This window comes from Pseudonocardia sp. ICBG162 (genome assembly GCF_020496225.1).
Classification (GTDB): domain Bacteria; phylum Actinomycetota; class Actinomycetes; order Mycobacteriales; family Pseudonocardiaceae; genus Pseudonocardia; species Pseudonocardia alni.
On the sequence record NZ_JAHLJD010000031.1, the window covers coordinates 878,271 to 904,612 of the forward strand.

The window sequence follows — 26,342 nt, forward strand, 5'->3', positions numbered from 1 at the left end:
GCGTCCGGGGCTAGTCGCGTCCGGCCGGTTGCTCCGATCCGGCGTCCACCGGCGCGATCGAGGTGATGCGGTGCAGCTGGATGCGGCGCAGCTCGCCGTCGAGCGCGTCACGGCCCTCGACGTACCCGCCGCCGACCGAGACCGGCGCGAGCACCCGGTCCCCGGCGACGCCGTGCGCGTCGACGTAGCCGATCCACACGGTCCGGCCCTCGCGCACCGCCTCCTGCAGCGAGGCCAGGTTCCCGGTCGCGCCGGTGAGCTCACGCCGCCCGGCGACGCTGTCGCGCACCCCGGCCAGGCGGTCCCCCGCCCGCAGCCGCTCGACGAGCTCCTCGGCCCGGTTCGTCGGGGACCGGTCGACGACCCGGCCGGCGTCGCGGGTGCCGCGACGCAGCCGCGGCTCGGTGCGCCGCCCCTTCGGCCCGAGGTCGACGACGGCGCCGCCCGCGTCCTCCGCGGCCGGGCTGAACCCGGCGGCCCGCAGCCCGTCGAGCACCTCGGCCAGCGGCAGCGAGCTGACCACGACGGTCGGGGCGATCCGGCGCAGCCCCAGCTCCTCGGCCGCCTCGTGGGCGAGCACCTCGGACAGGAGCACCTCGTCGTCGGAGCGCAGGAAGCAGCTGACCGCGCCGCCGCGCAGCCTGCCGTGCCGGCGGGCGACGTCGTCCACGAGATAGGTCAGGGTCTGCGGGACCGGGGTGCGGGAGCGGGCCTCGAGGATCGCGCGGACGTCGTCGGCGGTGCGGCCGGTGTCCAGCGCCCGGCGCAGGCTGCGCTCGGTGAAGCGGTACACCGTGGCGCCGCCCGCGGACTCGACCTCGGCCAGGATCGCGAGCTCGTGCGCGAGGTCCGCCGACAGCCGCCCGGGTGCGACGGCGGTCAGGTCGGCCTGCAGCAGGATCTCCTCCACCGGGGCGGGCAGCGCCGCGTGCAGCGTCGCGGCCAGCTCGGTGGGGTGCCGGGTGGGGTGCGCCGGGTCCGGGCGCAGGGCCGGGTCGAGCAGCACCCGTCCGGCCGTGGTGAGCGCGTCGAGGGCGACCACGCCGATCGCGGTGGCCTCGGCGACCGTCCAGCCGACCGTCTCGTCGCGCAGCCGTCCGCCGCGCCGCGGGGCGTGCCAGGCCAGTAGCCGCGCCAGGTCCTCCGGCGACCCCACCGAGGTGCCGGGCGCGAGGTCGGCGAGCGCGTCCAGGACCCGGCGGCGGTCCCGCGCGGCCGGCGGACGGCGCGGCCCGTCGGACAGGGCGGTGATCGGCTTGCCGGTCTCGTCGCGGCGCCCCACCAGCCCGGGCAGCCGCGGCAGCTCCAGCCAGGCCTGGGCCAGCACCGCCCAGCGGGACTCCTCAGGGCCGGTCCCCCAGACGTCCCACGTGGTGGTCGGCAGCCACTCCGGGGCCACCGACTCGGTCGCCCCGACCAGGTCCGCGGCGTGCAGGATCTCCAGGATCAGCGCGGCGGTCGGCTCGTCGGTGTCGGCCGCCTTCGCCGCACGCTTGAGCTCGCGGACGCCGAACCCGCCCGAGCGCAGCACCGGCACGGACTCCCGCGCCAGCCACTCCAGGAGCAGGTCGGTGCGGCGCAGGAACTGCAGCGCAGCCCCCGCGCCGGTGCCGTCGACCAGCGAGGTCTCCCGCGCGCGCAGCGGGACGTCCGGCCGGGACAGGTCCAGCGGCCCCATCGGACGGTCGCCGCGCAGGGCGAGCGCGACCTGGCGGGGCAGCTCGACGGTGTCGGCGTCGCGGCGCACGAGCAGTCCCTTGTCGACGAGCGAGCCGACCGGCCCGGTCGAGCCGTTCGCATTGCGGGAGCGGCCGACCGGCGGGCCCTGGGCGAGCACGTCGAGGACCTTGCGCTCGTCGTCGCCCACCCCGGCGAGCAGCGTGCCGAGCTCGGGGCCCGCCGCCGCACCGGTGGCGGGGGCGCCGAGCCCGGCGGGCCACGGCCCGACGACGTCGGCGGCCGCGGGGACCAGCGACACCGCGTCGTCCGGACCCCAGGCCAGCGCGCGGTCGCGCAGCGCGGCGAGTCCCTCGGCGACGGTGGCCGCGTCGACGTCGGCGCCGAGCCAGCCGCGCAGGCCCGCGCCGGGCGTCGTCGCGTCGGCGGGGGTCCGCCAGGCCGTCGCCAGCACCAGCGCGTCCAGCACGGTCAGCGCGACGGTGCCCAGGTCCTCACAGGCGCGCTGCACCGACGCCCGGATCGAGGCGCGGGTCGCGAGCACGGTGAGGTCGCCGGGGGGTGGGACGGCGAGGTCCGGACGCGCGCGCAGCAGCGCGGCGAGGAACCCGTCGTCCTGCCCGCGCAACCACTCGACCAGGGACGTCTGCATCATCGCCAGGGTAGTCGGACGATCGCGGGCGCACCGGGGCGGACAGCCGCGCCCGCGTCCGCGATACTGGGCACAGGAGACTGCCGCGGTCCCGCCCGGGACCGGACGACGACGCTGGAGGACGCGATGGCCGCCAAGCCCGCGAAGCAGGACCGGATCCACCCGGAGTGGCCGCACTCCGAGGACGGCGACCACCCGGTCACCGAGCTCCTGGGCAGCGTCCAGGGAAACATGTCGCCGTTCGGTGACATCGAGTTCCCGGTCGCGAGCGTGCCCTACGAGCACCCGGTCACCGAGATCAACCGCTGACCGTGGTCGCCGGCCTGTTGCTCGCGGGCGGCGCCGGGCGCCGCATGGGCACCCCGAAGGCGCTGGTCCGACTGCACGGTGAGCCGCTCGCGGTGCGGGCGGTGAAAGCGCTGCAGGCGGGTGGGTGCGGCCCGGTCACCGTCGTGCTCGGCGCCCGCGCCGACGACGTCACCGACGTGCTGCGCGGCGCCGGCCTCGGTACCGACGGCAGTGACGTCGGTGTCGTGGTCGCCGAGGACTGGGACGAGGGCATGGGTGCGTCGCTGCGGCGCGGGCTCGGGTCGCTGACCCACCTGCCCGGCACCGGCGCGGCGCTGGTGCACCTGGTCGACCTGCCGGGCATCGGGCCGGAGGCGATCCGCCGGGTCGTCGACGGCGCCGGGCCGTCGTCGCTGCGGCGCGCCGCGTTCGACGGCGTCCCCGGGCACCCGGTGTTGCTCGGCCGGGACCACTGGTCCGGGGTCGTCGCGCTGTCCTCCGGGGACTCCGGCGCCCGTGACTACCTGGCCGGCCGCTCCGACGTGGAGCTGGTCGAGTGCGGCGACGTCGCCGTCCCGGACGATGTCGACACCCCGGGGCAGCTGCGCCGCCTCGCCGGTACCTGAGCCGCAGCACCGGCCCCCGACACACGCGTGCCCCGGTCCCTCGCGGAGGGACCGGGGCATCGTCGTGCCGGGATCAGGTGTTGATGACCTGGCCGGGGGTGATCAGGTGCCCGGCGCCGAGGCCCGGGTTCTTGGACAGCAGGTCCTTCCAGTTCGCGATGCCGTGCGCGGCCGCGATCTGTCCCAGGGTGTCGCCGGACTTCACCGTGTAGGTGCCGCCGGACGACGCCGCGGGGGCGCTGGCCTTCACGCGCTCCGGGGCCCGGGTGCCGGTGTCGGTCTCCAGGGTCCGCGGCGTGGCGGACCCGGACGCGCCGGTCTTCGACGAGCACGACGGCCAGGCGTTCCAGCCCTGGGCGGCCAGGACCTTCTCGGCGACGGCGATCTGCTGGGCCCGGGTGGCCTGGTGCGCCGACGTGGCGTACTCGCCGCCGCCGTAGGCCTTCCAGGTGCTCGGACTGAACTGCAGGCCGCCGTAGTAGCCGTTGCCGGTGTTCGCGGCCCAGTTCCCGGTGCTCTCGCAGTGCGCGAGCGAGTCCCAGGTGGAGTCGGTGGCGGCGTTCGCGGTGCCCACGACGGCCAGCATCGGGGCGCCGAGGACGGCACCGGCGACGGCGGTCCGGACGATCGTGCGGCCGGCGGTGCTCGGTTTACGGTGTTTCCCACGGTAACGAGGCATGGCAGGTCTCCCGCGTGACGCGACCCGAACCGCACCCGGGGAGTGGGTGCCCGTTCCGGCGGCCGGGGGAGCGGCCACCGATCCGTCTGACGATCGGCCCTGTCCCACACCGATACCTCGGGGGCCGGTGGACCGCCGGACAGGGAGCGTTGCGGCACCGGAGCCCGACCGCATGGGGGAGTCGGCCGAACCGGGACCGAAGGTAGGTCACGTCAGGACGACGCGAAAGTCGACGGCGACACGGCGTGGCGTCGGACGTACCGGACACATGATGTTCGGGCCCTGCGTTTGCGCAGGTGACGAGCCCCGATCACGAACGGGAAACGTTCGCGCAAACAGTGCGATCGGTTCCACAAACGTGATACAGATCACAGTCACTGGGCCATCCGGGGGCCCCGGTCCGTGCACACGGAGTGGCGGGGGCCACCCTACCGACGCCCCCCGTACTGTCGGGGTCGTGACCACCGAGCACAACCGGCCCGGCCCCGCGCTCAGCCACGTCGACGACGCCGGGGCGGCCCGGATGGTCGACGTCTCCGACAAGCAGCCCGGCCGCCGCGCCGCCGTCGCGACCGGGACCGTGCACACCACGGCCGAGGTCGTGCACCTGCTGGAGACCGACGGCCTCCCCAAGGGCGACGCACTCGCCACCGCCCGCATCGCCGGGATCATGGGCGCCAAGCGCACCCCGGACCTCGTCCCGCTCTGCCACCCGATCGCGATCAGCGGGGTGACGCTGGACCTGACCCCGGCCACCGACGGCGACGCCGGCCGGGTCGCCATCCGCGCCGAGGTCCGCACCACCGACCGCACCGGGGTGGAGATGGAGGCGCTGACCGCGGTCGCCGTCGCCGGGCTCACCCTGCACGACATGATCAAGGCCGTGGACCCGGCCGCCGTGCTCGACGCCGTGCGCGTCGAGCGCAAGGAGGGCGGCAAGACCGGGCTGTGGGAGCGCGGGGCATGACCGCCGCGCGCACCGCCCGGGTCGTCACCGCGTCCAACCGCGCCGCGGCGGGCGTCTACACCGACCGCGGCGGGCCGCCGATCGTCGCCTGGCTGCGCGAGCGCGGCTACGACACCCCGGACCCGGTCGTCGTGCCGGACGGCGAGCCGGTCGGGCAGGCGCTGCGGGCGGCCGTCGCCGACGGGGTCGCGGTCGTCGTCACCACCGGGGGCACCGGCATCTCCCCCACCGACGCCACCCCCGAGGTCACCCGGGCCGTGCTCGACCACGAGATCCCGGGCCTGGCCGACGCGATCCGCCGCGCCGGGGAGGAGAAGGTGCCCACCGCGGTGCTCTCCCGCGGCCTGGCCGGGGTCGCGGGCCGCACCCTGATCGTCAACCTGCCCGGCTCCCCGGGCGGGGTGAAGGACGGCCTCGGCATGCTCGCCGGGGTCCTCGACCACGCGGTCGACCAGCTGCACGGAGGAGACCACCGATGACCGAACCCGCGACCACGCGGACCGCGACGGTCCTGCGTGCGGCCGTCGGCGAGGAGCCGCTCGACGTCGACGAGCACGCCCGCCTGGTCGAGCACGCCGCGGCCGGCGCGGTCGTCACCTTCGCCGGCGTCGTGCGCGACCACGACGGCGGCAAGTCGGTGCACGGACTGGAGTACAGCGCGCACCCGACGGCCGCCCGGATCGTCGCCGAGGTCGCCGAGCAGGTGGCCGCGCACTCCCCCGGCGTCCGGGCGCTCGCGGTCAGCCACCGGGTCGGCCCGCTCGACATCGGCGAGGTCGCCCTCGCCTGCGCCGTCGCCGCCGAGCACCGCGGGGAGGCGTTCACCGCCTGCGCCGAGCTCGTCGACGAGGTGAAGCGGCTGCTGCCGGTCTGGAAGCACCAGCGGTTCGCCGACGGCTCCGACGAATGGGTCAACTCGACCTGATCCGGCCGCGCACCCCCGGAACGACGGAACGGCCCGGGTCCGCCTCCCCGCGAGGGGAAGGGGACCCGGGCCGTCGTCCGCCGGGGCGGGTGCTGGGGACACCGCGCGCCCCGTGCCGTCCGTCCCGGATGGCGGTCCGGGGACGGTCGGCGGGATCAGCCGAGGTTCAGGACCTGGCCGACGCTGATCACGTTCACGTTGCCGATGCCGTTCGCGGCGGCCAGCTTCGCCACCGAGGTGCCGTGCGCGGCCGCGATCCGGCCCAGCGTGTCGCCCGACTTGACGGTGTAGCCACCGGCGGCCGGGGCGGCGGCCTTCTTCGGCGCGGCGGCGGGGGCCGACGCCTTCACACGCTTGTTGGTGTCGGCCGAGTAGCCGGTGATGCCCAGCTTCTTCGAGCAGGACGGCCAGGCGCCCCAGCCCTGGGCGGCCAGCACCTTCTCGGCGACGGCGATCTGCTCGGAGCGGCTGGCGTTGTACGCCGAGCCCTGGCCGCCGTAGGCGGACCAGGTGGACGGCGAGAACTGCAGCCCACCATGGTACCCGTTACCCGTGTTGATCGACCAGTTCCCGCCGCTCTCGCACTGGGCGAGCTGGTCCCAGACACTGTCCGGGGCGGCGTTGGCGGTACCGGCGATCGCAGCCGTCGCGCCGACCGCGACGACACCCGCCGCAGCCATGCGCAGGAGACTTCGGCCCTTGGGTCCCTTGGTCATCGTTTCGCTCCCACCGCGCCGTCCCGAGGACACGCACACTCCGCGCAGGAGGTCCCCAGGGCACAGTTGTGCCCACCGTGTCGTCGCGGGTGCGTCGATCGGGACCGGGGAGCGACGTCCATGACGCCCGCGGAGGTGGTCTCTCTCGTCCCCGTCCCGTTCCGTTTCCTCGACGGACCGGACAGCCGCGGGACGGGGGTGGTTCGGCGCGGCGGGTCCGGATGTGTGACTCGTTCAGGCGGCCGCTCCGGTGGACCGGCCGACGAGAAAGGTGAATGCGCGGAAAGAATTCGTCAATGAAGGGGCCCGTGAGCGGAATCACTGTAACAACGATGTAATTATCAGATTCTCCCTAAACGCACTGGTCAACGGCTTCACATCATGGACCTATCTCGCGGTCGTGAACATTTCTGATCCGGAAGCAACTCGAACCTTCCGGGCCCCTCGTTCGTCTTCACGGGGAGGTCCCGGACCCGCCCGCGCGGTGAGGAGGGGCCCTCCTGGTGTGGCCGCGTTCACCGCTCGTCCTGAATGCTGGTTCGGTGAACGAACCCGCACCCGGCCCCGGGAGCCCGGACGAGCTCGCCGACGCGCTGCGCGCGACCGGCTACCTCGCCGACGACGGTCTCGCGACGGCGGCCTTCCTCGCCATGCGCATGAACCGTCCGCTCTTCTGCGAGGGCGAGCCGGGGACCGGTAAGACCGCGCTGGCCCAGGCACTGGCCGCCACGCTGGACGCACCGCTCATCCGCCTGCAGTGCCACGACGGTATCGACGCCGGTCAGGCCCTCTACGACTGGGACTTCCCCCGGCAGCTGCTGCACCTGCGCACCCTGGAGGCCGCGAGCGGGCGCGACGGGTTCGACCCGGACAGCGTCGAGGCCGGCCTCTACGACGAGCGCTTCCTGCTGGCCCGCCCGATCCTGCAGGCGCTGCGCACCAGCCCGTCGGTGCTGCTCATCGACGAGATCGACCGCGCCGACGACGAGTTCGAGGCCTTCCTGCTGGAGGTCCTCACCGAGCACGCGGTGACCATCCCCGAGCTCGGGGAGGTGCGCGCCGCGACGCCGCCGGTCGTCGTCCTCACCTCGAACCGGACGCGCGAGGTGCACGACGCGCTCAAGCGGCGCTGCCTCTATCTCTGGCTGGAGCACCCGAACATCGAGCGCGAGATCGAGATCCTGCACAGCAGGCTGCCCGAGGTGCCCGAGCGCCTCGCCGCGTCGGTCGCGCGGGCCGTGCAGAAGCTGCGCCACGCCGACCTGATCAAGCCCCCGGGCGTCGCCGAGACCCTGGACTGGGCCCGGGCGTTGCAGCTGATCGGTGCCCGGCACCTGGATCCGGAGTCGGCGGCGCGCACCCTCGGGGCCGTCCTCAAGTACCGGGAGGACGCCGACCGGGTCCACAAGCAGCTCGACACCCTGCTGGCGTCCTGACCCGGCCGCGATGACCGTCCCCCCGAGCCCGTCCCCCGCGGCCCCGCCACGGCCGCCCGCGGCGGAGCCCACCGGCACCACCGACGAGCTGCTGACCGGATTCGTCGGGTTCACCGAGGTCCTGCGCGCGGCGGGGGTCCCGGTCACCCAGGACCGGGTGACCGCCTACCTGCAGGCGCTCGACACCCTGGAGGTCACCGACCGGGACCAGGCGTACTGGGCAGGCCGACTGACGCTGTGCGCCGACCCCGACGACATCGTCCGGTACGACCTGGCGTTCCCGTCCTGGTTCGAGCCGACCAGCAACCGCCCGTCGAGCAACCGTGACGACCGCCCGCCCGCACCACCCAAGCTGGCCGCGCTGCTGCCCGGCAGCGAGGGCGGGGAGGACGACCCCGACGACACCGACGGCCCGCAGATCAAGGCCGCCGCGACCGGCGCGGAGATCCTGCGCAACCGCGACCTCGGGGAGCTCTCCCCCGCCGAGCGCGAGCACCTGCGCCGGCTGATGACCCTGCTGAAGCCGGAGCCGCCGACCCGGGCGTCGCGGCGCCGCAGGCGGAACCGGCACGGCGAGGCCGACCCGCAGCGCACGTTGCGCACGGCGCTGCGCAACCAGGGCGAGATCTTCCGGCTGGCCCGGCGCGACACCTCGCGCCGGCCGCGCAAGGTCGTGCTGCTGATCGACGTCTCGGGGTCGATGGAGCCCTACGCGGACGCGCTGATGCGCTTCGCCCACGTCGTCGTCCGTCGCTCGCCGCGCTCGGTCGAGGCGTTCACCCTGGGCACCCGGCTCACCCGCATCACCCGTGAGCTGCGGCTGCGCGACCCCGAGCACGCGCTGCGCGCCGCGGGCAGGGCCATCCCGGACTGGTCGGGCGGCACCCGGCTGGGCGAGGTGCTGCAGGCCTTCGTCGACCGCTGGGGACGCCGCGGTGCGGCCCGGCGGGCGGTCGTGGTCGTCTTCTCCGACGGCTGGGAGCGCGGAGGCACCGAGCTGCTCGGCACTCAGGCCGAGCAGCTGTCCCGGCTGGCCCACCGGCTGGTCTGGGTCAACCCGCACGCGGGCAAGGACGGCTACGCCCCGGTCCAGGGGGGAATAGTCGCGGCCCTTCCGCACTTGGACGACCTGCTGGCCGGGCACAGCCTGGACACGCTGGAGAAACTGCTCGAGGTGGTGCGCAATGCGTGACGTGATCGACCAGCTCGAAGGCTGGTGGAAGAACGGTGAGCCGGCCGCGCTCGCGACGGTGGTCGGGACCTTCCGGTCCGCACCGCGCCAGCCGGGGGCATCGATGCTCGTCGGCCCGGCGGGCGAGGCCGTCGGCTCGGTCTCGGGCGGGTGCGTCGAGGGCGCGGTCTACGAGCTCGGGCAGCAGGTGCTGTCCGAGGAACGACCGGTGCTGCAGCGCTACGGCGTCTCCGACGACGACGCGTTCGCCGTCGGCCTGACCTGCGGCGGCATCCTCGACATCTTCGTGGAGAAGGTGACCCCGGAGACCTACGCACAGCTCGGCCGGATCGCCGAGGCGATCCGCGACGAGGACCCGGTCGCGGTGGCCACGGTCGTCGCGGGCCCCTCGGAGCTGCTCGGCAGGCGCCTGATCGTCTGGCCGGACCGGACCGAGGGCGGCACCGGCTCGGACCGGATCGACGACGCCGTGCGCGACGACGTCCGCGGTCTGCTCGACTCCGGCCGCAACGCGACGCTGACCTACGGCGTCCACGGCGAGCGTCGCGGGGAGGGTCTGCAGATCTTCGTCGAGTCGTTCGCGCCGCCGCCCCGCATGATCGTGTTCGGGGCGATCGACTTCGCCGCCGCGGTGGCCCGGATGGGCACCTTCCTCGGCTTCCGGGTGACCGTCTGCGACGCCCGTCCGGTGTTCGCGACCGCGAGCCGCTTCCCGGGGGCCAACGAGGTCGTCGTCGAGTGGCCGCACCGGTACCTGCAGGCCGAGGCCGACGCGGGCCGGATCGACCAGCGCACCGCGCTGTGCGTGCTCACCCACGACCCGAAGTTCGACGTGCCGCTGCTGGAGGTCGCGCTGCGGCTGCCCGAGGTCGGCTACATCGGGGCGATGGGCTCGCGGCGCACCCACGACGACCGGCTCGAGCGCCTGCGCGAGCGGGGCGTGACCGAGGCCGAGATCGCGAAGATGTCGTCGCCGATCGGGCTGGACCTGGGCGCCCGCACCCCGGAGGAGACCGCGGTGTCGATCGCCGCGGAGATGATCGCCCAGCACTGGGGCGGCGAGGGCATCCGGCTGGCCGAACGCGAGGGGCCCATCCACGCGTCCTGAGTCCCTCCGCTTTCGGTCAGGACGGGGCCGGTCCGGACACCGGCCCCGACCTGCGGTCCGTTCTGCCGCCCGCCGATCGAACGGGTCCGGGGAGGGGGTGTCCCTGTACCGTGGGCCACACGCTCGTGACCGAGCCGCTCGTCGCCGTCGTCGAGCGGCGAGTCGAAACGTGCAGCAGCAGGAGGAGGGCAACGTGGTCCTCACCGGTTCGGCCGGCTCCGTCGCCCCTGACCACGGGCACCGCGGGACCGTGCGACGGGAGACCGTTCTCGTGCTCGACGGGGAGACCGGCACGTCCGGCACCGACGAGGGCTACACCGTCCGCGCGGCGCACAGCCCGCGGGAGCCGCGGCCGCGGCTGTCCAAGTTCCACGCCCCCGAGATCGTCTTCGGGCCGGACTCGCTGCCGGAGACCGCGCACGCCGCTCTGCGGCTCGGTGCGCGCCGGCCGTTCGTCGTCACCGACCCGGGGGTGACCGAGGCCGGGTGGCCCGCCGAGCTGCTGCGCCACCTGCGCGCCGCGGGCCTGCGCCCGCAGCTGTGGAACGAGATCACCCCGAACCCGAAGGACCACGAGATCCAGGCCGGGTTCGAGCGCTACGAGAGCTCCGGCTGCGACGTGGTGATCGGCGTCGGCGGCGGCTCGGTGATCGACGCCGCGAAGGGCGTCGCCCTGCTCGCGGCCAACGGCGGCACGATCCTCGACTACGAGGGCATCGACCGCATCGCCAACCCGATCCCGCCGCTGGTGATGGTGCCGTCGACCTCGGGCACCGGCGCCGACGTCTCGCAGTTCTGCATCATCACCGACACGGCACGTCTCACCAAGATCACCATCATGGGGCGGGCCCTGGTCCCGGACGTCTCGGTGATCGACCCGCGGCTGCTCGTCACCATGCCGGACTGGCTCAACGCCGCGACCGGCCTGGACGCGCTGACCCACGGCATCGAGGCGTTCGTGTCGCTGGCCCACGGCCCGCTGACCGACACCCACGCGCTGCACGCGGTCGCGCTCGTCCACGCCAACCTGCCGACAACGATGATCCGCCGCCACGACGACGGCCCCCGCACCGCGATGGCGCAGGCCGCGCTCGAGGCGGGCCTGGCGTTCACGAACGCGATCCTCGGCGCCACCCACGCGATGAGCCACCAGGTCGGCGGCATGCTCGACCTGCCGCACGGCCTGATCAACGGGGTGCTGCTGCCGCACGTGATCCGGTTCAACGGCTCGGCCTCCGACGCCGACGCGGCGCGCTTCGTCCCGATCGCCCAGGCCATGGGGCTGCCCGCCCGGCCGGGGATGCCCGGCGACGAGGCCGTGGACATGGTCGCGACCGAGGTCCGCAAGCTGGCCGACGAGGTCGGCGTCCCGACCGGGCTCGCCGCGATCGGGGTGCGCGAAGCCGACGTCCCACGGCTGTCCCGGCTCACCCTCGGCGACGCCTGCCTGACCACCAACCCGCGCACGGCGAGCGTGGAGCAGATCGAGAACCTGTTCCGGGAAGCGCTGTGACGCCCGCACGGAGGCCCTCGCGGTGACCGCCGCCGCCCGCTTCCCGCGCCGCCGCACACCCGCACCGCCCTCGTCGCCGGCCGCCGGGGCCCGGGCCCGCCCCGACCTCGACCAGCTCACCGGCCTGCGGACGGGCAAGCCGTCGTTCTACCCGGAGTACCGCGAGGGAGCCGAGCGGCTGCGCCGGGTCATCCTCGCACTGGACCGGATCTCGGCCGCGCTGGTCCGCACGATGGAGGGCTCCGAGGCCCTGGTCCGGGCGGTCGCCGACGCGGCCGCCGACCACCTGTCGGCGGACTGGGTGGTGCTCGGGCTCGTCGACGGCGAGCTGCCCGACGCCGCGCCGCGGCACGTCGTCCTCGGACCGGACGGTGTCGAGTGGGCCGACCTGGGGTCGGTGCCCGAGCGCGTGCGCCGGCACGTGGAACGGCTGCACGCCGGCGACGGCCACCTCCACCACCACGGCGACGACCCGCGTCCCCGGCATCTGCACGTCCCGATCCGGCTCGACGGACGCACCGTCGGCGGGTTCGTCGCGTGGACGCCGCCGGAACGCCACATCGACGACACCGACCACTCGGTGCTGCGCATCCTGGCCGGTCAGACGGCCTCGGCGCTGCAGAACTGCGCGCTGCTGGAGCGGGCCGAGCGGCTGCACGCGCGCACCGCGGCCCAGGCCGAGGACCTGCGCGTCCGCAACGACGAGCTGATGCTCACCCAGCAGGCACTCGGCGCGGCCCGCCAGCGGGAGGTCCTCGACAACGAGCGGCACCGCATCGCCCGCGAGCTGCACGACAGCGTCACCCAGTACGCCCTGTCGGCCGGGATGCACATCGAGCTGTGCCGGTCGGAGATCACCGAGCCGGACCTGCTCCAGCACCTCGACACGGCCAAGGACCTGACGCGGCGCGCCGTCGAGCAGCTGCGGTCGGCGATCTACGCACTCAACGACGACGACCACGCCGACAAGGACCTGCCCTCGATGCTGCGGCAGCTGTCCACCGTGCACATGCCCGACGAGCTGCGGGTCGAGGTGACGATCGGCGGGGCCCCGGTGCCGCTGCCGCACGAGCACGAGCAGTCGCTGTTCCGGATCGCCGGCGAGGCGTTGTTCAACACGGCGATGCACGCGTCGGCCTCGCGGGCGGTGGTGCGGCTGGCCTACGCCGACGGCCGCGTCCGCCTGTCGATCTCCGACGACGGCGGCGCCTCCCCCGAGCAGATCCGCCGCACGCTGCGTGCGGCGTCGGTCCGCGGCCCCTCCGGGGAGCACCGCGGCCTCGTGAACATGGACGCCCGCGCCCGCGAGATGGGCGGGACCCTGCGGTTCCGCCGCTCGCGGATCGGTGGGCTGCAGGTGCAGGTGGACGTCCCGATCGGGACGCCGGGGAAGGAGCTCGGATGAGCAGCGGCACACGGACCGCCCCGGGAGGTCCCGGGCACGCCACCGGCGGCGCCGCCCGGGGCCGCACCGGCACGGACGCCCGCAGCGGCGGCGGACCGGATGCCCGCGGCGGGGCCGGTGTCGGCGCGCGCGGCCCCGGCCACGGCGGTGGTCACGGGGGCGGTCACGGCGGTGGTCACGGCATCCCCGGTCAGGCGGGCCCCGGGCAGGGCGGCGGGAACGCGCCGGGCGGCGGGATGCACGGGTCCGGCGGGACCGCGGCGACCCGCACCGGTCCCGGTCCCGCGGGCGTCGTGGCGCGGCCGATCCGGATCGTGCTGGTCGACGACCACTCGATCATGCGCCAGGGGCTGCGCGCGGTCCTGGAGCGCGAGGACGACCTGCGCATCGTCGGCGAGGCGGGCAGCGCACCGGAGGCGTTCGCCGCCGTCGCGACCGGCCGGCCGCAGGTGGTGCTGCTCGACCTCAAGCTGGCGTCCGGCCCGCAGACCGACGGTCTCGAGGTCTGCCGCAAGCTGTGCGCCGACCACCCCGGCATCGGGGTGCTGGTGCTGACGACCTTCGCCGAGGACCGCCTCGTCGTCGAGTCGGTGCAGGCCGGCGCCCGCGGCTACGTGGTGAAGGACGTCGACACCACCGAACTCGTCCGTGCCATCCGCGCGGTGTCCCGCGGGGAGAGCGCGTTCGACGCCCGGTCGGCGTCGGCGATGGTGCGGTCGCTGTCCGGCGGGATGCCCGACCGGGAACGGCTGACCGACCGTGAGCTGGACGTGCTCCGCCTGCTGGCCCGGGGGCTGTCCAACCGCGCGATCGGCGCCGAGCTGTTCATCTCCGAGACGACGGTCAAGTTCCACGTCGGCAACCTGATGCGCAAGCTGATGGTGTCGCGTCGTGCCGAGGCGGTCTATGCGGCCACCAAGCTCGGCCTCCTCTGACCCCGACGTCCCGGCCACCCCTCTCCGCCCGCCCTTCCTCACGTCACGGCGGCACAGCGGCACAGCGTGAGGGTGCGCGCGCGAGCCGAGGGGCGTCGTCGACGACTCCGGATCGCGTTCCGCGGAACGCGGTCCGCTCTCGGAGCGCCGTGGTCGAGCCCGCGTACCGCGCCCGCGGCGCGGTCCCCACGGACGGCCTCGACAGTCCCCGTGCACCCGGACCCCGACAGGCGGCCGGACCGCGCTCCCACACCCCGGCGCACGTTCCGCGGAACGCGATCCCGGGCCCGGATGCCCGCCGGCCGGTGGACCGGGAGGGGTCCGGCGGACAGTCCGTCCGTCTCTCCGACCTGCGGACGTAGGCGACCACGCAACCGCGCGGCCGCGTTCCGCGGAACGCGATCGCCCCGGTCCGGGCCGGATCCCACCGTCGGTGCGGACCGGAACTGTCGGACCCACCCGGCACACTCCAATCGAACACACGTTCGACGAAGGAGAGTGCCGTGCCGACCTCCACCCTCACGACCACGCCCGCCGGTGAGCTGAGCCTGCCGGATCTCGAGTCCGAGCTCCTCGGTCTCGCCGGCCACATCGCCGCCGCCGAGTGCCGGTTCCTGCGCCTGCTCGCCGAGTTCGACGACCGCGGCGGCTGGTGCGGCGTCGGCGTCCGGTCCTGCGCCCACTGGCTGACCTGGCGCGCGGGGATGAGCCTGCGCACCGCCACCGAGCACCTGCGCGTCGCGCACGCGCTGACCCGGCTGCCCCGGATCACCGAGGCGTTCGCGGCCGGCCGGATCTCCTACTCGAAGGTCCGGGCCGTCACCCGCCTCGTCGGCGCGGACGACGCGGCCCTCGACCGCATGGCCGCCGCCGCTTCGCCGGCCCCCGCCACGGAGCCGCTCCGGCGCCCCGTTGGCGACCCCGCCGACGGCTCCGGCGGGGCATCGGTCGACGGCGCGTCACGGGAAGGGCCTGACGACGCCGTCCGGGGTGCGGGAGACGTGTGCGACACGGGCACGGGTCACGGCGCTGGAGACGGAGACGGTTCCGCCCGCGGAACGGGCGCCGGCTCCGACCTGTCGGACGCCGGGAGGGCGGACGGGGCCACCACGTCACCCGCCGGGAACACCGGTCCGTGGGACGGCACGGGGAGCCGGCCGGTCGCCGTCGCCGCTCCGGAGTCGCACGGACAAGCCGAGCCGGACGATCCTCCGCGGGCCGCGGCCGGGCCGGACGCCGAGCAGGTGCTCCTGGACCTCGCGCTGGGCGGGACCGCGAGCCATGTCGAGACCGTCGTCCGGGCGGTCCGCCGACGCTGCGCGCCGCCGCGCGACCTCGCCGCCCGGCGTGGGGTGAGCTGGCACCACGACGTCGACGGGTCCCTGGTCGTCCGGGCCCGGCTCACTCCCGAGGACGGCGCCCTCCTGGTCGCGGCGATCGAGGCCGGGGTCGCCGCCGCTCGCCCGGCTCCCGCCGGCCCCACCACGCCGCCCGGCGACGACGACACCGACGATCCGGCCGCACGTGAGGGGCGACGGTCGGGATGGGACGGGCCCGATCCGCACGAACAGGCCCGCCGCACGGAGGAGCAGGCACCGGGCGCCGTCGTCGACACCCTGGCCGCCCGGCGGGCCGACGCCCTGCTGGACCTGGTCGTCCGCGAGCCGGGAGCGGCCGGTGGCGCGGTGGTGGAGCGGGGCGCGGCGCGGGTGACGGTCGTCGTCGACGCGGGGACCGGCACCGCGCGGCTCGCCGGCGGCCCCGAGATCGCCGCGAGCACCGCCGAGCGCCTGGCCTGCGACGCCCGGGCCCGGGTGCTGCTCACCGACCGCGCCGCGAACCGGATGTACCTCGGCCGGAGCAGGCGCCTGGCGAGCCCGGCGCAGATCGCCGCCCTGACCGCCGACGGCGGCGGTTCCTGCCGGTTCCCGGGGTGCCACCACACCCGCCACCTACACGCCCACCACGTCCGGCACTGGCTGCGGGGCGGGCCGACGGACGTCGACAACCTGGTCCTGCTCTGCTCGTTCCACCACCGGCTGGTGCACGACCACGGCTACCTTCTCCTGCGCCCACCCGGCGAGGACTGGCTGTTCCACCGGCCCGACGGCACTCCCGTCAAGGCCACGGGCAGACCGCTGGACGGCAGCGCCGAGTCCCTCGTCGAACGGAACACGCGGGCCCGGCTGCGGATCGATCGCAGCACCCTCAGCCCGGACTGGTACGGCGACCGGCTCGACCCCGAGCCGATCCTCGACGCCCTGCTCCCGCCCGGCACGACGGCTGCCGCGGCCTGAACCCCGCCGGTCCTCCGCCGGGCGGCCGAGCACGCACCCGGCCGGGAGCCGACGCGGACCGCAGCGCACCGGGCCGGCAGGAGATCGGCGCGGAACCGGCGCGAGCCAGGGCACGGACCGCGTTCCGCGGAACGCGACGTCGCCCGCCCACCCGGCATCCACGCCCGGACCGGGTCGGCGCGCCCGTGACCGGTCCGGTCAGCGCGTCGCCTGGACGGTGAAGCTCAGTGGCACGTCGGGGAGGCCGTCGGTCACGTGCCACTCGCCGTCGTCGTCCTCGGCCATCCGGCCGGGCAGGGCCTCCCAGGGGACGGTCCGGTGCTCGGTGAGACCGGTCAGCGTCAGTCCCTGGTCGAGCAGCGCGGTGACGATCTCCCCGAGGCCGTGGCTCCACTCGTGGGTCACGGTCGCGGTCAGGGGGCGTGCGGTGGCGACGTAGCTGCTGTCGTCGTCGAACTCCAGCGGTTCGGTCGTCTCGAACCAGGGGTAGCGGACGGCGAGGTGCTCGTCGAGGGTCGCGAGGAACGGGTGCATGTCCCGGACGAGCAGCCGGCCGCCGGGGGCGAGCAGCCGGGCGACGACCGCCGCCCACCGGGTGACGCTCGGCAGCCAGCAGAGTGCGCCGATGCCGGTGTAGGCCACGTCGAACCCGTGGTGCGGCAGGACCTCGTCGGCGCGCAGGACGTCGGACTCGACGTAGTCGATGTCGGCTCCGGCGCGGGCCGCGAGGGCGCGGGCCTGCTCCAGCGAGGCCGGGGAGAAGTCCAGGCCGGTGACCCGGGCGCCGAGCCGGTGCAGCGACAGCGTGTCGGTGCCGATGTGGCACTGCAGGTGCACGACGCGCAGGCCCGCGATCGGGCCGAGCCGGTCGGCGTCGTAGCGGACCACCCCGGACAGCCGTGCGGGATCGGCGACGAGGGCGTCCACGCCGTAGTCGGGGCTCTGCGCGTGCAGCGGGGCGCGGTCGTCCCAGGAGGCGCGGTTGAGGGAGAGCGAGCGGTCCACCCGCCCAGCAGAGCACGGGCGGGCCGCGGGGACGACCGGTTTCCGGTCCCGGTAGACAGGACCGATGCGCTGGTACGCCGAACGCCCCGACCGGATCGCCCGCCAGGTCGTCGCCGACGTCGTCGCGCTGCTGTGGACGGTCCTCGCCGTCACCGCCGGCGTGGCCGTGCACGACGGGCTGTCCGCGCTGCGTGGGCCCGGCGACTCGCTGGTCCTCGCGGGCGGGCGGGTCTCCGACGCCTTCACCGGGGTCGCCGGGGCGGTCGGGGCGATCCCGTTCATCGGGTCCGACCTGGCCCGCGCGCTGGATCCGGCCGCGGGGGCGGGCACCGAGCTCGTCGCGGCGGGGCGGGAGTTCGGCGACGCCGTCGGCACCCTCGCGGCGGGGGCGCTGGTCGTCGTCCCGCTGGTGATGCTGCTGCCGGTGCTGCTCGGCTGGCTGCCGCTGCGGCTGCGCTACGCCCGGCGGGCCGGTGCCGCCGTCGCCGCGCGGGCCGCCGCGCCGGACCTGCTGGCCGTGCGGGCGCTGTCCCGGGTGCCGGTGTCGCGGCTGGTCCGGGTCGCGCCGGACCCGGCGGCGGCGTGGCGGTCCGGGGACCCGGCCGTCGTGGCCGCGCTGGCCGCGCTGGAGCTGTCCGACCTGGGCCTGCACGCGCACCCGCACGACTGAGCGACGGCACGACGACGACCGGGCGATGACGCGACGACCGGGCGATGACGCGGTCTCGTTGCCGACGGGCACCGCGGAGGGTGCGAAGCTGTCGACCATGCCGCTGTTCGCCCTGGAGGGCCTCTCCCCCACCGTGCACCCGGACGCCTTCGTCGCCCCGACCGCGACGCTCGTCGGGGACGTACGCGTCGAGGAGGGCGCCTCGATCTGGTACAACGCCGTGCTCCGCGCCGACCTCGGGCCGATCGTCGTGCGCGCCGGCGCCAACGTGCAGGACGGGTCGGTGCTGCACGGCGGCGACGACCCGGTCACCGAGATCGGCGAGGGCGCCACGATCGGGCACCTGTGCGTGGTGCACGGTGCCGTGATCGGGGCACGGGCGGTCGTCGGGAACGGCAGCACCGTGCAGGACGGTGCCCGGATCGGCGAGGGCGCGATGGTCGCCGCCGGGTCGACGGTCGCGCCGAACTCCGAGCTGCCCGCCGACCGGCTGATGCTCGGCTCCGCGGCGAAGGAGCGCGGCGAGCTGACCGAGCAGGCCCGCTGGTGGGTGCGGACCAACCCGGACTTCTACCGCGCCCTGGCCCGGCGGCACGCCGACGGCGTCACCCCCGCCTGAGGCCTCCCGATCGGTTCCGGCGCGTTCCGCGGAACGCGCCGGACCGTCAGTCCTCGCGTTCGGGGGAGCTCGCCTGTGCCCGGTAGCGGCGCGGGATCCGGCCGGCGTGCCGGGCGTCCCAGCCCGCCTCCACCCCGCGGCGCATCGCGCGCGCCATCCGCTCCGGGTCGGCGGCACGGGTGACCGCGGTGGCGAGCAGGACGGCGTCGCAGCCCAGCTCCATCGCCAGCGCCGCCTCGGAGGCGGTGCCGATCCCGGCGTCGAGCACGACCGGCACGCCCGCGGCGGCCACGATCATCTCGATGTTGTGCGGGTTGCGGATGCCCAGCCCGGTGCCGATCGGCGAGCCGAGCGGCATGACCGCGGCGCACCCGACCTGCTCCAGGCGACGGGCGAGGATCGGGTCGTCGTTGGTGTAGGGCAGCACGGTGAAGCCGTCGTCGACGAGCTGCTCGGCGGCGTCGAGGAGCTCGACCGGGTCGGGCAGCAGCGTCGTCTCGTCGGCGACGACCTCCAGCTTCACCAGGTCGGTCTCCATCGCCTCGCGCGCCATCCGCGCCGTGAGCACCGCCTCGGCGGCGGTCCGGCAGCCCGCGGTGTTGGGCAGCACGGCGATCCCGAGGCGGCGCAGCAGGTCCAGCAGCCCGGTCCCGCCCGCGACGTCGACGCGTCGCAGCGCCACCGTCGTCAGCTCGGTGCCGGACGCGACCAGCGCCCGCTCCAGGATCTCCAGGTTCGCGGCACCACCGGTGCCCATCACCAGCCGCGAGTCGAACAGGTGGTCACCGAACGCGAGCTTGTCGGTCTGCACAGCCATGCTCATCCTCCCTGTACCGCGGTCAGGACCTCGACCCGCGCGCCGTCGGCGGGGCGGTGCCCGGCCCACGACGTGCGCGGCACGACCTCCCCGTCGACGGCGACGGCGATCCCCCGCTCCGGCAGCCCGGCCTCGGCCAGGATCCGGGCGAGGTCGGCGCCGTCGTCGACGTCGCGGTGCTCGCCGTTCAGCACGATCCGCATCAGTGGTTCCCCTCCTCGCGTGCCCCGGCGGCGGCCGGGGCGAACCGTCGCGGGTCCGCCGCGCGGACCGGTTCCGGCACGTCGTCGCCGCGCAGCAGCGCCGCGACGGCCGCCGCGGTCACCGGTACCAGCAGCATCCCGTTGCGGCCGTGCCCGGTCGCCGCGATCAGCCCGTCGGGCCCGGTGCGCCCGATCAGCGGCAGGTTGTCCCGGCTGCCCGGCCGCAGCCCGGCCGCGGTCTCGGTCAGCGCGTACTCGGCGATACCGGGCAGGATCCGCTCGGCGTCGCGCAGCAGGTCGCGCACCCCGCCGACGGTGACGTCGGTGTCGAATCCGTTCTCCGCCGTCGTCGCGCCGACGACGAGGTCGCCGTACCCGGGCAGCGTCCTCGGCACGGCGTAGACCGGCCGTCCGTCGACGAGCGCCCGCACCGTCCGCGACGGCGGCGGCAGCGCCCCGGCGCGCCGGGTCAGCCGCAGGATCTCGCCCTTCACCGGGCGGACCAGCCCGTCGAGCACCGGGTGCAGCGACGACGAGTGCGCCCCCGCCGCGACGACGACCGCGTCCGCCGCGACCTCGGTCCCGTCCGCGAGCCGCACGCCGGTGACACGGACGCCGTCGTCGAGCACGCGCGCGACCCCGCGGTCGGAGACGACGACCCCGGCCCGCCCGGCCGCGGTCGCCAGTGCGGCGAGCAGCCGCCGGTTGTCCACCGACGGGTCGTCGGGCACCGACAGGCCGCCGCGGACCTCCGGGCCCAGCGCGGGTTCGAGGCGGCGCAGCTCACGGCCGGTCAGCCGGTGCACGTCGCGGCCGAGGGACTCCAGGTAGTCCGCGAGCGCGGTCAGCTCGGCGCGGTCCCCGGACCCGGTCGCGGCGACGACGGTGCCCTCCGGGTGCAGCCCGGCGTCGGTGCCGGCGTCGGCGGACAGGGCCGCGGCGAACTCCGGCCAGCGTGCGACCGAGTCCAGCCCGAGGGCGAGCAGGTCCTCCTCGCCGGGCCAGGCCTCGGTGACCGGGGCGAGCATCCCGCCGGCCACCCAGGACGCGCCGCGGCCGGGGGCCGGATCGAACACCGTCACCGACCAGCCGTCGCGGGCCGCCGCGCGGGCGACGGACAGGCCGACGGCCCCCGCACCCGCGACGACCAGCCGTCCGGCACTCGCGCTCATCGGATCCACCTCACTCCCTGCGCCGGCATGACCCGGATCAGGTTCGACGGTCGGGACCGCGTCGCGGATCCCCTCTCAGCCCGCTGTCCGGGCTCCCGTGGTTCGTCGTCGTCCGGGGCCCAGGCTACGCCGTAGCCTGCGAGCCGTGTCCGACACCGATACCCGTCCCGGCACCGGCGACACCCGGCGCGCCCGGCTCGACGGCCTCACCGACGCCCGTCTCTACCTGTGCACCGACGCCCGCACCGCGCGCGGTGACCTGGCGGAGTTCGCCGACGCCGCGCTCGCCGGCGGGGTCGACATCGTCCAGCTGCGGGACAAGGGCGGGCCCGACGGGCCGCTGGAGGCGAGCGCCGAGCTCGCCGCACTGGAGGTGCTCGCCGACGCCTGCCGCCGGCACGGCGCGCTGCTCGCGGTGAACGACCGCGCCGACGTCGCGCTCGCCGCGGGCGCCGACGTGCTGCACCTCGGCCAGGACGACCTGCCGGTGGCGTGGGCGCGCCGGGTCGTCGGCGACGACGTGCTCGTCGGCCGGTCCTCGCACAGCCCCGCCGAGACCCTGACCGCCGCCGACGAGGACGGCGTCGACTACTTCTGCGTCGGCCCGTGCTGGCCGACCCCGACCAAGCCGGGACGCCCGGCACCCGGCCTGGACCTGGTGCGCACGGTCGCCGGACGGGCCCCGGCGCGGCCGTGGTTCGCGATCGGGGGCATCGACGGCGACCGCCTCGACGAGGTCCTCGACGCCGGTGCGGACCGGATCGTCGTCGTCCGGGCGATCACCGAGGCCGAGGACCCGCGCGCGGCCGCGGCGGCGCTTCGGGCCCGTCTGCGCTGAGCCCGGCCCCGCGGCGCCGGGATCCGGCGCCGCGGGCACGCGGGTCAGTTCTGCGTGCCGGACCCCTGGCCCGAGCCCTGGTTGCCCGAGCCCTGGCCGCCGGAGTTCTGCCCGCCCGAGTCCTGACCCGACTGGCCGGAGCCCGGCTGCTGGGTCGGCAGGACCCGGTTCAGCCCGTCCTGCAGCGGGTTCGACGAGCCCGAGCCGTCCTGACCGGAGTCCCGGTCACGGGTGCTGGTCGACGACTCCGAGGTACTGGTCCCCGACTCCTCGGTGGAGGTCGAGCTCGACGACGACGTCGACGAGTCGCCCCCGGAGCCCTCGCCCCGGTCGTTCTCCTGCTGGGCGGGAGGAGCACCGCCGCGGACGACGTTGCTCACCGAGGTCCCGGACGAGCCGGACAGCGACGAGCCCTTCACGAACTCGATGCCGGAGATCAGGAACATCGACACCGCGAAGGTGACGACGCCGAGCACCGCGGACACGATCACCGTCTTGCGGGTGACCCGGACCCGGCGGAACCGGCCGTGGCCCGCTCCGGCGGCGCGGGTGGTGCCGCCGGGTGTCTGCCACGGGTCCAGCAGCACCGTCTCCTCGCCGGTGGGCCCGGCGAGACCGTGGCCGGCACCGTTCTGCGCGGCGACAGCGGTGCCCTCGGCGACGCCCTTGCCGCGCCGGGTCGCCTTGTCCTTCAGCTCGAGTGCCTTGTCCTTGCTGACCTCGAGCGAGCGGGTGAACAGCGTGGTGGCCAGCGTCGAGATGATCGAGCCGAGCGCCGCGCCGATCACCGTGCCGACCGCGCCGAGGAACGAGCCGAGCACCGCCGTGACGATCGCCGCGCCGGCGCCGGCTGCGATCTTCGTCGGGCTGAGGTCGGCCTTGAGGCCGCTCGCCTTCGTGGTGTCCGACGAGGCGTCGCCGGAGCCGTCACCGGACCCGCCCGAGCCTCCGGACCCACCGGGCCCGTTCGGTCCACCGCCGACCGGGCCCACCGGACCGCCGGGACCGGCCGCGCGGGTCGTGTCCGACGCGGGCGGCAGCACCCGGGTGCGCGGACGCCCGCCGGGCGGGGTCCCATCCGGCACGCCCGGCCCGGGCACGACCGGGTTCACCGGACGGCCACCGGGCGGGGTCTGCGTGGTCCGGCCGCGGACGGCGCCCGACGGCGGCTGCGGGACCCGGCCGCCGTGCGTGCGGGGCGGGTGCGCGGTGCGCTGGCGGGGCAGCCGCGGGGCGTCGGGGGCGGCCACCGGGCGACCGGTACCGGGTCGGGGAGCGGACGGCTGGGCGGGGGGACGGGCCGGGCCGGGGACGCCACGGGGGGCGTCGCCGAAGCCGGGCTCCGGGGGGCGCTGGTGTGGCATGGCTCCTTGCAGTGATCGTCGGTGCGGCGGCTCGCCCCGGGGGAACGTCCGGGAGGCCACGATTGCGCCGGACGATCACCCGAAGTGGTGACCTTCACACGACCGAGCGAAGGTCACGGGAAGATCACGATTCTAGCGCTACGAGGTGTCAGGGCCTGTCACCGGGGGTGACGGATGCCCGGGTGATCGGCCGGCAGGGCCGTACGCAGCAACGGCCACGACACGAGCACGCTCAGCCCGACCAGCACCGGGCTCAGCACGGTCCGCGCGACACCCAGGAGCACGACCTGGTCGGCCGCCCACAACGGGAGGAAGACCGACAGCCGTAGGACGTACTGCGCCACCCACGCCCAGGACGCCCGCTGGTACCCGCGGAGCAGGTCCGGATCGCGCCGCCACCTCGTGCGCTGTCCCAGCAGCCCGCCGACGACGACCCCCAGCAGCGGCCACCGCACGACGATCGAGATCGCCCAGGCCAGCGCGCTGCCGACGTTGGACACGATCTGGACCAGGAAGAAGTCCGACGCCCGCCCGGTCACCAACGCGATCCCGGCGGCGACGACGACCCCGGCCAGCCCGAACAGCACCGCGCGCGGCCGTCGGCCCCGGTACAGCCGCCACCCGGCCACGACGGCCCCCGCGACGATGGCCGCACCGGCCCCCCAGTTGATCGGGAACGCCGACCCCGCCGCCCCCGCGACCACCCAGGCGAGCACGAACGCGACCACCGGTATCGAGGCGTCCACGGCACCGGCCCGGCCACCGAGCAGTTCGGCGAGTCCCGGGTCGTCCCGGGACGCGGTGCGGGGAGCTGGATCGGGTGTCACCCCGCTAAGGGTGCCCTATCCCGCGCGCCGGGTCGACGGATCCGATTGGCGGACAGCCCGGAACAGGGTGATCATCGCCGTAACACCGGACATCGTTGCGGTGAACAACAGACAAGGCACGCGGAGGACCGGGGACGAGAGGGGGCCGTGTCGATGCACCAGCAGAGGCACGCACAGCACCGGAGCTACGTCGCGATCGGCGACAGTTTCACCGAGGGGCTCGACGACCTCACCCCCGACGGCCGGGCCCGCGGCTGGGCCGACCGCGTCGCCGAGACCCTCGCCCACCGCCGCCCCGGCTTCGGCTACGCCAACCTCGCCGTGCGCGGGAAGGTGCTGGACCAGATCGTCGACGAGCAGATCCCGGTCGCCGAACGGATGCGCCCCGACCTGGTCACCTTCTGCGCGGGCGGCAACGACATCATCGGCTGGTCCTGCGACGTCGACGACCTCGCCGCCCGCTTCGACACCGCGCTCGGCAGGCTGGTCGCGACCGGCGCCGAGGTGCTCATCTTCACCGGCTTCGACCTGCGCCGGATGCACCCGTTCATCCGCAGGCTGCGCGGCCGGATCGCCTGCTACAACGAGGACATGCGGGCCGCCGCCGAACGGCACGGCTGCCGCGTCGTCGACCTGTGGGCGATGGACTGCCTCGCCGACCCGCGGGCCTGGGGGCCGGACCGGCTGCACCTGGTCCCGCACGCGCACGAGCGGGTCGCCTGGCGGGTGCTCGAGACCCTCGGCGAGCAGGCCCCGGACTGGCGTGGGCCGTGGCCGGAGCCCGAGGACGGGCCGGCCCCCTGGACCGCGCGCCAGGCCGAGGACCTGCGGTGGGTCACCCACCACGTGATGCCGTACCTGCGCAGGAGGCTGCGCGGCACGCACACGTGGGACGACTACCGGCCCAAGCGCCCGGAGCTCTCACCCCTCCAGGGCGCCTGAGCGCGGGACCGCTCAGCGCACCGGGGAAAGGTCCCGGGCGGCGATGTGGGACGGCCGCGGTCGCGGGGCGGAGAACGGCGCCACACAGGCGTTCTCGACGCTGTTGAACACCAGGAAGATGTTCGAGCGTGGGTACGGGGTGATGTTGTCCCCCGACCCGTGCATGCAGTTGGAGTCGAAGAACGTGGCGCCGCCCGCCTCGCCGGTCATCATGGCGATGCCGTGGCGCTCGGCGAGCTTCGCGATCGACCCCGGGTCGGGGGTGCCGATCTCCTGCTCCGTCAGCGACGTCAGGTGGTAGTCCTCCGGCGTCTCGCCGACGCAGGACACGAACGTCCGGTGTGAGCCCGGCATGATCATCAGACAGCCGTTGAACGCGTGGTTGTCGGTCAGCGAGATCGAGCAGCTCACCGCGCGCGGGCCGGGCATGCCGTCCTCGGCGTGCCAGGTCTCGAAGTCGGAGTGCCAGAAGAAGCCCCCGCCGCCGAGCCCGGGCTTGTAGTTGATGCGGCTCTGGTGGACGTACACGTCGGAGCCGAGGATCTGACGGGCCCGCGACAGCACCCGCTCGTCGCCCACCAGCCGGCCGATCGCCTCGGAGATCAGGTGGACCTCGAAGATCGAGCGGACCTCGTCGGAGGACTTCTCGACGACGCAACGCTCGTCGGCGCGGACCGCGGGGTCGTGGGCGAGCCGGTCCAGCTCGGCCTGGTACTCCGCAACCTCGTCGGACGTGAGCAGGTCCGGCACCTGCACGAAGCCGTCGCGCTCGTGCGCCTCCAGCTCCTGGGCGCCGAACATGCCCGCGCTCGCCCGGTCGCTCCAGACGGTGGGCTCGGCGCGGTCGATGAAGGCGGGGGTGCTGGAGACGCGGGTGGGGTAGCGGTCCCCGGCGGGGCGCGCGAGACGCGGTTGGGCGTCTCCGACCGGTGCGGTCATGGACCCTCCTGTGAGTCGCTGTGGGTTCGGTGTCCCTTCGGATGGATGCCGTGTGAACGGCCGCGAGGGGCGTTCCCGCTGTCGTACAGCGGAAACACCCCTCGCGGTGTCGGTCCTCGTACGGAGGCTCAGTCCTCCGTGACCAGCGGGTACACGCCGTTCTCGTCGTGCACCTCGCGGCCGGTCACCGGCGGGTTGAACACGCACACGCAGACGATCTCGGTCTTCGGGCGGAGCTGGTGCTTCTCGTTGCCGTTCAGCACGTAGATCGAGCCCGGCTTGAGCTGGTACGTGACGTCGTTGTCCTTGTCGTACAGCTCCCCCTCACCGGAGGTGATGAAGACGGCCTCGATGTGGTTCGCGTACCAGAAGTCGTTGACCGTGCCGGCCTTCAGCGTGGTCTCGTGGACCGAGAACCCCACCTTGTCGTTGGCCAGGACGATGCGCTTGCTGCGCCACTGCTGGTCCTCGGAGATCACGTCGCGCTCGGTGTCGGTGATCTCGTCGATGGTGCGGACGATCATGGTTGT

Annotated in this window: 27 protein-coding genes and 1 riboswitch; of the genes, 16 read left to right on the top strand and 11 right to left on the bottom strand. The window is 75.1% G+C overall.

Annotation, left to right across the window (positions count from 1 at the left end; all coding sequences use genetic code 11):
- Positions 1 to 10 precede the first annotated feature (10 nt).
- Positions 11 to 2,332: a helicase-associated domain-containing protein gene (locus KPL60_RS28915; RefSeq protein ID WP_226367765.1), complete on the bottom strand. Its 2,322-nt coding sequence runs from the start codon at positions 2,330 to 2,332 to the stop codon at positions 11 to 13.
- Between the two features lie 123 nt (positions 2,333 to 2,455).
- Here KPL60_RS28915 and KPL60_RS28920 point away from each other — a divergent pair, with 123 nt between their 5' ends.
- Positions 2,456 to 2,638, top strand: a complete 183-nt coding sequence (locus tag KPL60_RS28920; protein WP_020623622.1) for a hypothetical protein — start codon at positions 2,456 to 2,458, stop codon at positions 2,636 to 2,638.
- Between the two features lie 2 nt (positions 2,639 to 2,640).
- Positions 2,641 to 3,243: an NTP transferase domain-containing protein gene (locus tag KPL60_RS28925; protein ID WP_073576670.1), complete on the top strand. Its 603-nt coding sequence runs from the start codon at positions 2,641 to 2,643 to the stop codon at positions 3,241 to 3,243.
- A 73-nt stretch (positions 3,244 to 3,316) separates the two neighbouring features.
- Here KPL60_RS28925 and KPL60_RS28930 read toward each other — a convergent pair whose 3' ends face one another.
- Entirely contained in the window at positions 3,317 to 3,922 is a 606-nt protein-coding gene (locus KPL60_RS28930) for a transglycosylase family protein (RefSeq protein ID WP_226354041.1), read from the bottom strand.
- Between the two features lie 457 nt (positions 3,923 to 4,379).
- On the opposite strand from KPL60_RS28930, the gene moaC reads away from it, so the two are divergent.
- From moaC to KPL60_RS28945, 3 genes are read left to right on the top strand one after another with little or no spacing between them, the layout of a single operon-like run.
- Entirely contained in the window at positions 4,380 to 4,889 is a 510-nt protein-coding gene (moaC, locus tag KPL60_RS28935; protein WP_083474373.1) for a cyclic pyranopterin monophosphate synthase MoaC, read from the top strand.
- Positions 4,886 to 5,368, top strand: coding sequence for a molybdenum cofactor biosynthesis protein B (locus KPL60_RS28940; protein WP_226367766.1), 483 nt, complete (start codon positions 4,886 to 4,888; stop codon positions 5,366 to 5,368). Before moaC ends, KPL60_RS28940 begins: the two co-directional genes overlap by 4 nt.
- The gene (locus tag KPL60_RS28945) at positions 5,365 to 5,814 is read left to right on the top strand and encodes a molybdenum cofactor biosynthesis protein MoaE (RefSeq protein ID WP_226367767.1); all 450 of its coding nucleotides are present in this window, start codon (positions 5,365 to 5,367) and stop codon (positions 5,812 to 5,814) included. The genes KPL60_RS28940 and KPL60_RS28945 overlap by 4 nt, the downstream gene beginning before the upstream one ends.
- Positions 5,815 to 5,969: 155 nt before the next feature.
- On the opposite strand, the gene KPL60_RS28950 is transcribed toward KPL60_RS28945, so the two are convergent.
- The gene (locus KPL60_RS28950; protein WP_226354044.1) at positions 5,970 to 6,494 is read right to left on the bottom strand and encodes a transglycosylase family protein; all 525 of its coding nucleotides are present in this window, start codon (positions 6,492 to 6,494) and stop codon (positions 5,970 to 5,972) included.
- Between the two features lie 578 nt (positions 6,495 to 7,072).
- Between KPL60_RS28950 and KPL60_RS28955 the strand changes: the two genes are divergently transcribed.
- From KPL60_RS28955 to KPL60_RS28985, 7 genes are all read left to right on the top strand, one after another.
- Entirely contained in the window at positions 7,073 to 7,966 is an 894-nt protein-coding gene (locus tag KPL60_RS28955) for a MoxR family ATPase (RefSeq protein ID WP_226354045.1), read from the top strand.
- A gap of 10 nt (positions 7,967 to 7,976) precedes the next feature.
- Positions 7,977 to 9,158 carry a VWA domain-containing protein gene (locus tag KPL60_RS28960; RefSeq protein WP_226367768.1) on the top strand — a complete coding sequence of 394 codons (1,182 nt, stop codon included), beginning with the start codon at positions 7,977 to 7,979 and terminating at the stop codon, positions 9,156 to 9,158.
- On the top strand, positions 9,151 to 10,266 hold the full coding sequence (locus tag KPL60_RS28965; RefSeq protein WP_226354047.1) for an XdhC/CoxI family protein: 1,116 nt from the start codon (positions 9,151 to 9,153) through the stop codon (positions 10,264 to 10,266). Before KPL60_RS28960 ends, KPL60_RS28965 begins: the two co-directional genes overlap by 8 nt.
- Positions 10,267 to 10,435: 169 nt before the next feature.
- Positions 10,436 to 11,779 carry an iron-containing alcohol dehydrogenase gene (locus KPL60_RS28970; RefSeq protein WP_226367769.1) on the top strand — a complete coding sequence of 448 codons (1,344 nt, stop codon included), beginning with the start codon at positions 10,436 to 10,438 and terminating at the stop codon, positions 11,777 to 11,779.
- 22 nt (positions 11,780 to 11,801) lie between these two features.
- A complete protein-coding gene (locus KPL60_RS28975) occupies positions 11,802 to 13,184 on the top strand; it encodes a histidine kinase (protein WP_308016852.1) in 1,383 nt (460 codons plus the stop codon).
- The gene (locus tag KPL60_RS28980) at positions 13,181 to 14,119 is read left to right on the top strand and encodes a response regulator transcription factor (RefSeq protein ID WP_308016853.1); all 939 of its coding nucleotides are present in this window, start codon (positions 13,181 to 13,183) and stop codon (positions 14,117 to 14,119) included. The genes KPL60_RS28975 and KPL60_RS28980 overlap by 4 nt, the downstream gene beginning before the upstream one ends.
- A gap of 503 nt (positions 14,120 to 14,622) precedes the next feature.
- On the top strand, positions 14,623 to 16,416 hold the full coding sequence (locus KPL60_RS28985; RefSeq protein ID WP_226367770.1) for an HNH endonuclease signature motif containing protein: 1,794 nt from the start codon (positions 14,623 to 14,625) through the stop codon (positions 16,414 to 16,416).
- Between the two features lie 198 nt (positions 16,417 to 16,614).
- On the opposite strand, the gene KPL60_RS28990 is transcribed toward KPL60_RS28985, so the two are convergent.
- Complete coding sequence (locus KPL60_RS28990) at positions 16,615 to 17,421, bottom strand: class I SAM-dependent methyltransferase (protein ID WP_226367771.1); 807 nt, start codon at positions 17,419 to 17,421, stop codon at positions 16,615 to 16,617.
- A gap of 64 nt (positions 17,422 to 17,485) precedes the next feature.
- Between KPL60_RS28990 and KPL60_RS28995 the strand changes: the two genes are divergently transcribed.
- Positions 17,486 to 18,091, top strand: a complete 606-nt coding sequence (locus KPL60_RS28995) for a hypothetical protein (protein WP_226367772.1) — start codon at positions 17,486 to 17,488, stop codon at positions 18,089 to 18,091.
- Between the two features lie 97 nt (positions 18,092 to 18,188).
- Positions 18,189 to 18,710 (top strand): gamma carbonic anhydrase family protein, encoded by a 522-nt coding sequence (locus KPL60_RS29000; RefSeq protein ID WP_226354052.1) that lies wholly within the window; start codon positions 18,189 to 18,191, stop codon positions 18,708 to 18,710.
- 46 nt (positions 18,711 to 18,756) lie between these two features.
- Here the strand turns inward: KPL60_RS29000 and KPL60_RS29005 are convergent, their stop codons facing one another.
- The 3 genes from KPL60_RS29005 to thiO all read right to left on the bottom strand — a co-directional run bounded on the left by KPL60_RS29005 (position 18,757) and on the right by thiO (position 20,902).
- Positions 18,757 to 19,527: a thiazole synthase gene (locus tag KPL60_RS29005; protein WP_226354053.1), complete on the bottom strand. Its 771-nt coding sequence runs from the start codon at positions 19,525 to 19,527 to the stop codon at positions 18,757 to 18,759.
- A gap of 2 nt (positions 19,528 to 19,529) precedes the next feature.
- The gene (gene thiS / locus KPL60_RS29010) at positions 19,530 to 19,730 is read right to left on the bottom strand and encodes a sulfur carrier protein ThiS (protein WP_062398305.1); all 201 of its coding nucleotides are present in this window, start codon (positions 19,728 to 19,730) and stop codon (positions 19,530 to 19,532) included.
- The gene (gene thiO / locus KPL60_RS29015; RefSeq protein ID WP_226354054.1) at positions 19,730 to 20,902 is read right to left on the bottom strand and encodes a glycine oxidase ThiO; all 1,173 of its coding nucleotides are present in this window, start codon (positions 20,900 to 20,902) and stop codon (positions 19,730 to 19,732) included. The genes thiS and thiO overlap by 1 nt, the downstream gene beginning before the upstream one ends.
- Positions 20,900 to 21,008: riboswitch (TPP riboswitch) on the bottom strand. It overlaps the preceding gene by 3 nt.
- Before the next feature lie 30 nt (positions 21,009 to 21,038).
- Here thiO and thiE point away from each other — a divergent pair.
- Positions 21,039 to 21,740, top strand: coding sequence for a thiamine phosphate synthase (gene thiE / locus KPL60_RS29020; protein WP_374228796.1), 702 nt, complete (start codon positions 21,039 to 21,041; stop codon positions 21,738 to 21,740).
- Positions 21,741 to 21,784: 44 nt separating this feature from the next.
- Here thiE and KPL60_RS29025 read toward each other — a convergent pair whose 3' ends face one another.
- Together KPL60_RS29025 and KPL60_RS29030 are read right to left on the bottom strand one after the other, a co-directional pair.
- Positions 21,785 to 22,990: a hypothetical protein gene (locus KPL60_RS29025; RefSeq protein WP_226354056.1), complete on the bottom strand. Its 1,206-nt coding sequence runs from the start codon at positions 22,988 to 22,990 to the stop codon at positions 21,785 to 21,787.
- Positions 22,991 to 23,262: 272 nt separating this feature from the next.
- On the bottom strand, positions 23,263 to 23,931 hold the full coding sequence (locus KPL60_RS29030; RefSeq protein WP_226367774.1) for a DUF3159 domain-containing protein: 669 nt from the start codon (positions 23,929 to 23,931) through the stop codon (positions 23,263 to 23,265).
- Between the two features lie 153 nt (positions 23,932 to 24,084).
- On the opposite strand from KPL60_RS29030, the gene KPL60_RS29035 reads away from it, so the two are divergent.
- On the top strand, positions 24,085 to 24,873 hold the full coding sequence (locus KPL60_RS29035; RefSeq protein ID WP_226367775.1) for an SGNH/GDSL hydrolase family protein: 789 nt from the start codon (positions 24,085 to 24,087) through the stop codon (positions 24,871 to 24,873).
- A gap of 12 nt (positions 24,874 to 24,885) precedes the next feature.
- Here KPL60_RS29035 and thpD read toward each other — a convergent pair whose 3' ends face one another.
- Positions 24,886 to 25,812 (bottom strand): ectoine hydroxylase, encoded by a 927-nt coding sequence (gene thpD / locus KPL60_RS29040; protein WP_226367776.1) that lies wholly within the window; start codon positions 25,810 to 25,812, stop codon positions 24,886 to 24,888.
- Positions 25,813 to 25,940: 128 nt separating this feature from the next.
- Positions 25,941 to 26,336 (bottom strand): ectoine synthase, encoded by a 396-nt coding sequence (locus KPL60_RS29045; protein WP_226354060.1) that lies wholly within the window; start codon positions 26,334 to 26,336, stop codon positions 25,941 to 25,943.
- Positions 26,337 to 26,342 lie beyond the last annotated feature (6 nt).

Bases quoted from the DNA above. Each gene is read 5' to 3' on its own strand.
- KPL60_RS28915 (WP_226367765.1), bottom strand. From the start codon at position 2,332: ATGATGCAGACGTCCCTGGTCGAGTGGTTGCGCGGGCAGGACGACGGG.
- KPL60_RS28920 (WP_020623622.1), top strand. From the start codon at position 2,456: ATGGCCGCCAAGCCCGCGAAGCAGGACCGGATCCACCCGGAGTGGCCG.
- KPL60_RS28930 (WP_226354041.1), bottom strand. From the start codon at position 3,922: ATGCCTCGTTACCGTGGGAAACACCGTAAACCGAGCACCGCCGGCCGC.
- KPL60_RS28940 (WP_226367766.1), top strand. From the start codon at position 4,886: ATGACCGCCGCGCGCACCGCCCGGGTCGTCACCGCGTCCAACCGCGCC.
- KPL60_RS28945 (WP_226367767.1), top strand. From the start codon at position 5,365: ATGACCGAACCCGCGACCACGCGGACCGCGACGGTCCTGCGTGCGGCC.
- KPL60_RS28950 (WP_226354044.1), bottom strand. From the start codon at position 6,494: ATGGCTGCGGCGGGTGTCGTCGCGGTCGGCGCGACGGCTGCGATCGCC.
- KPL60_RS28960 (WP_226367768.1), top strand. From the start codon at position 7,977: ATGACCGTCCCCCCGAGCCCGTCCCCCGCGGCCCCGCCACGGCCGCCC.
- KPL60_RS28965 (WP_226354047.1), top strand. From the start codon at position 9,151: ATGCGTGACGTGATCGACCAGCTCGAAGGCTGGTGGAAGAACGGTGAG.
- KPL60_RS28980 (WP_308016853.1), top strand. From the start codon at position 13,181: ATGAGCAGCGGCACACGGACCGCCCCGGGAGGTCCCGGGCACGCCACC.
- KPL60_RS28995 (WP_226367772.1), top strand. From the start codon at position 17,486: ATGCGCTGGTACGCCGAACGCCCCGACCGGATCGCCCGCCAGGTCGTC.
- KPL60_RS29000 (WP_226354052.1), top strand. From the start codon at position 18,189: ATGCCGCTGTTCGCCCTGGAGGGCCTCTCCCCCACCGTGCACCCGGAC.
- KPL60_RS29005 (WP_226354053.1), bottom strand. From the start codon at position 19,527: ATGGCTGTGCAGACCGACAAGCTCGCGTTCGGTGACCACCTGTTCGAC.
- thiS (WP_062398305.1), bottom strand. From the start codon at position 19,730: ATGCGGATCGTGCTGAACGGCGAGCACCGCGACGTCGACGACGGCGCC.
- thiO (WP_226354054.1), bottom strand. From the start codon at position 20,902: ATGAGCGCGAGTGCCGGACGGCTGGTCGTCGCGGGTGCGGGGGCCGTC.
- KPL60_RS29035 (WP_226367775.1), top strand. From the start codon at position 24,085: ATGCACCAGCAGAGGCACGCACAGCACCGGAGCTACGTCGCGATCGGC.
- thpD (WP_226367776.1), bottom strand. From the start codon at position 25,812: ATGACCGCACCGGTCGGAGACGCCCAACCGCGTCTCGCGCGCCCCGCC.
- KPL60_RS29045 (WP_226354060.1), bottom strand. From the start codon at position 26,336: ATGATCGTCCGCACCATCGACGAGATCACCGACACCGAGCGCGACGTG.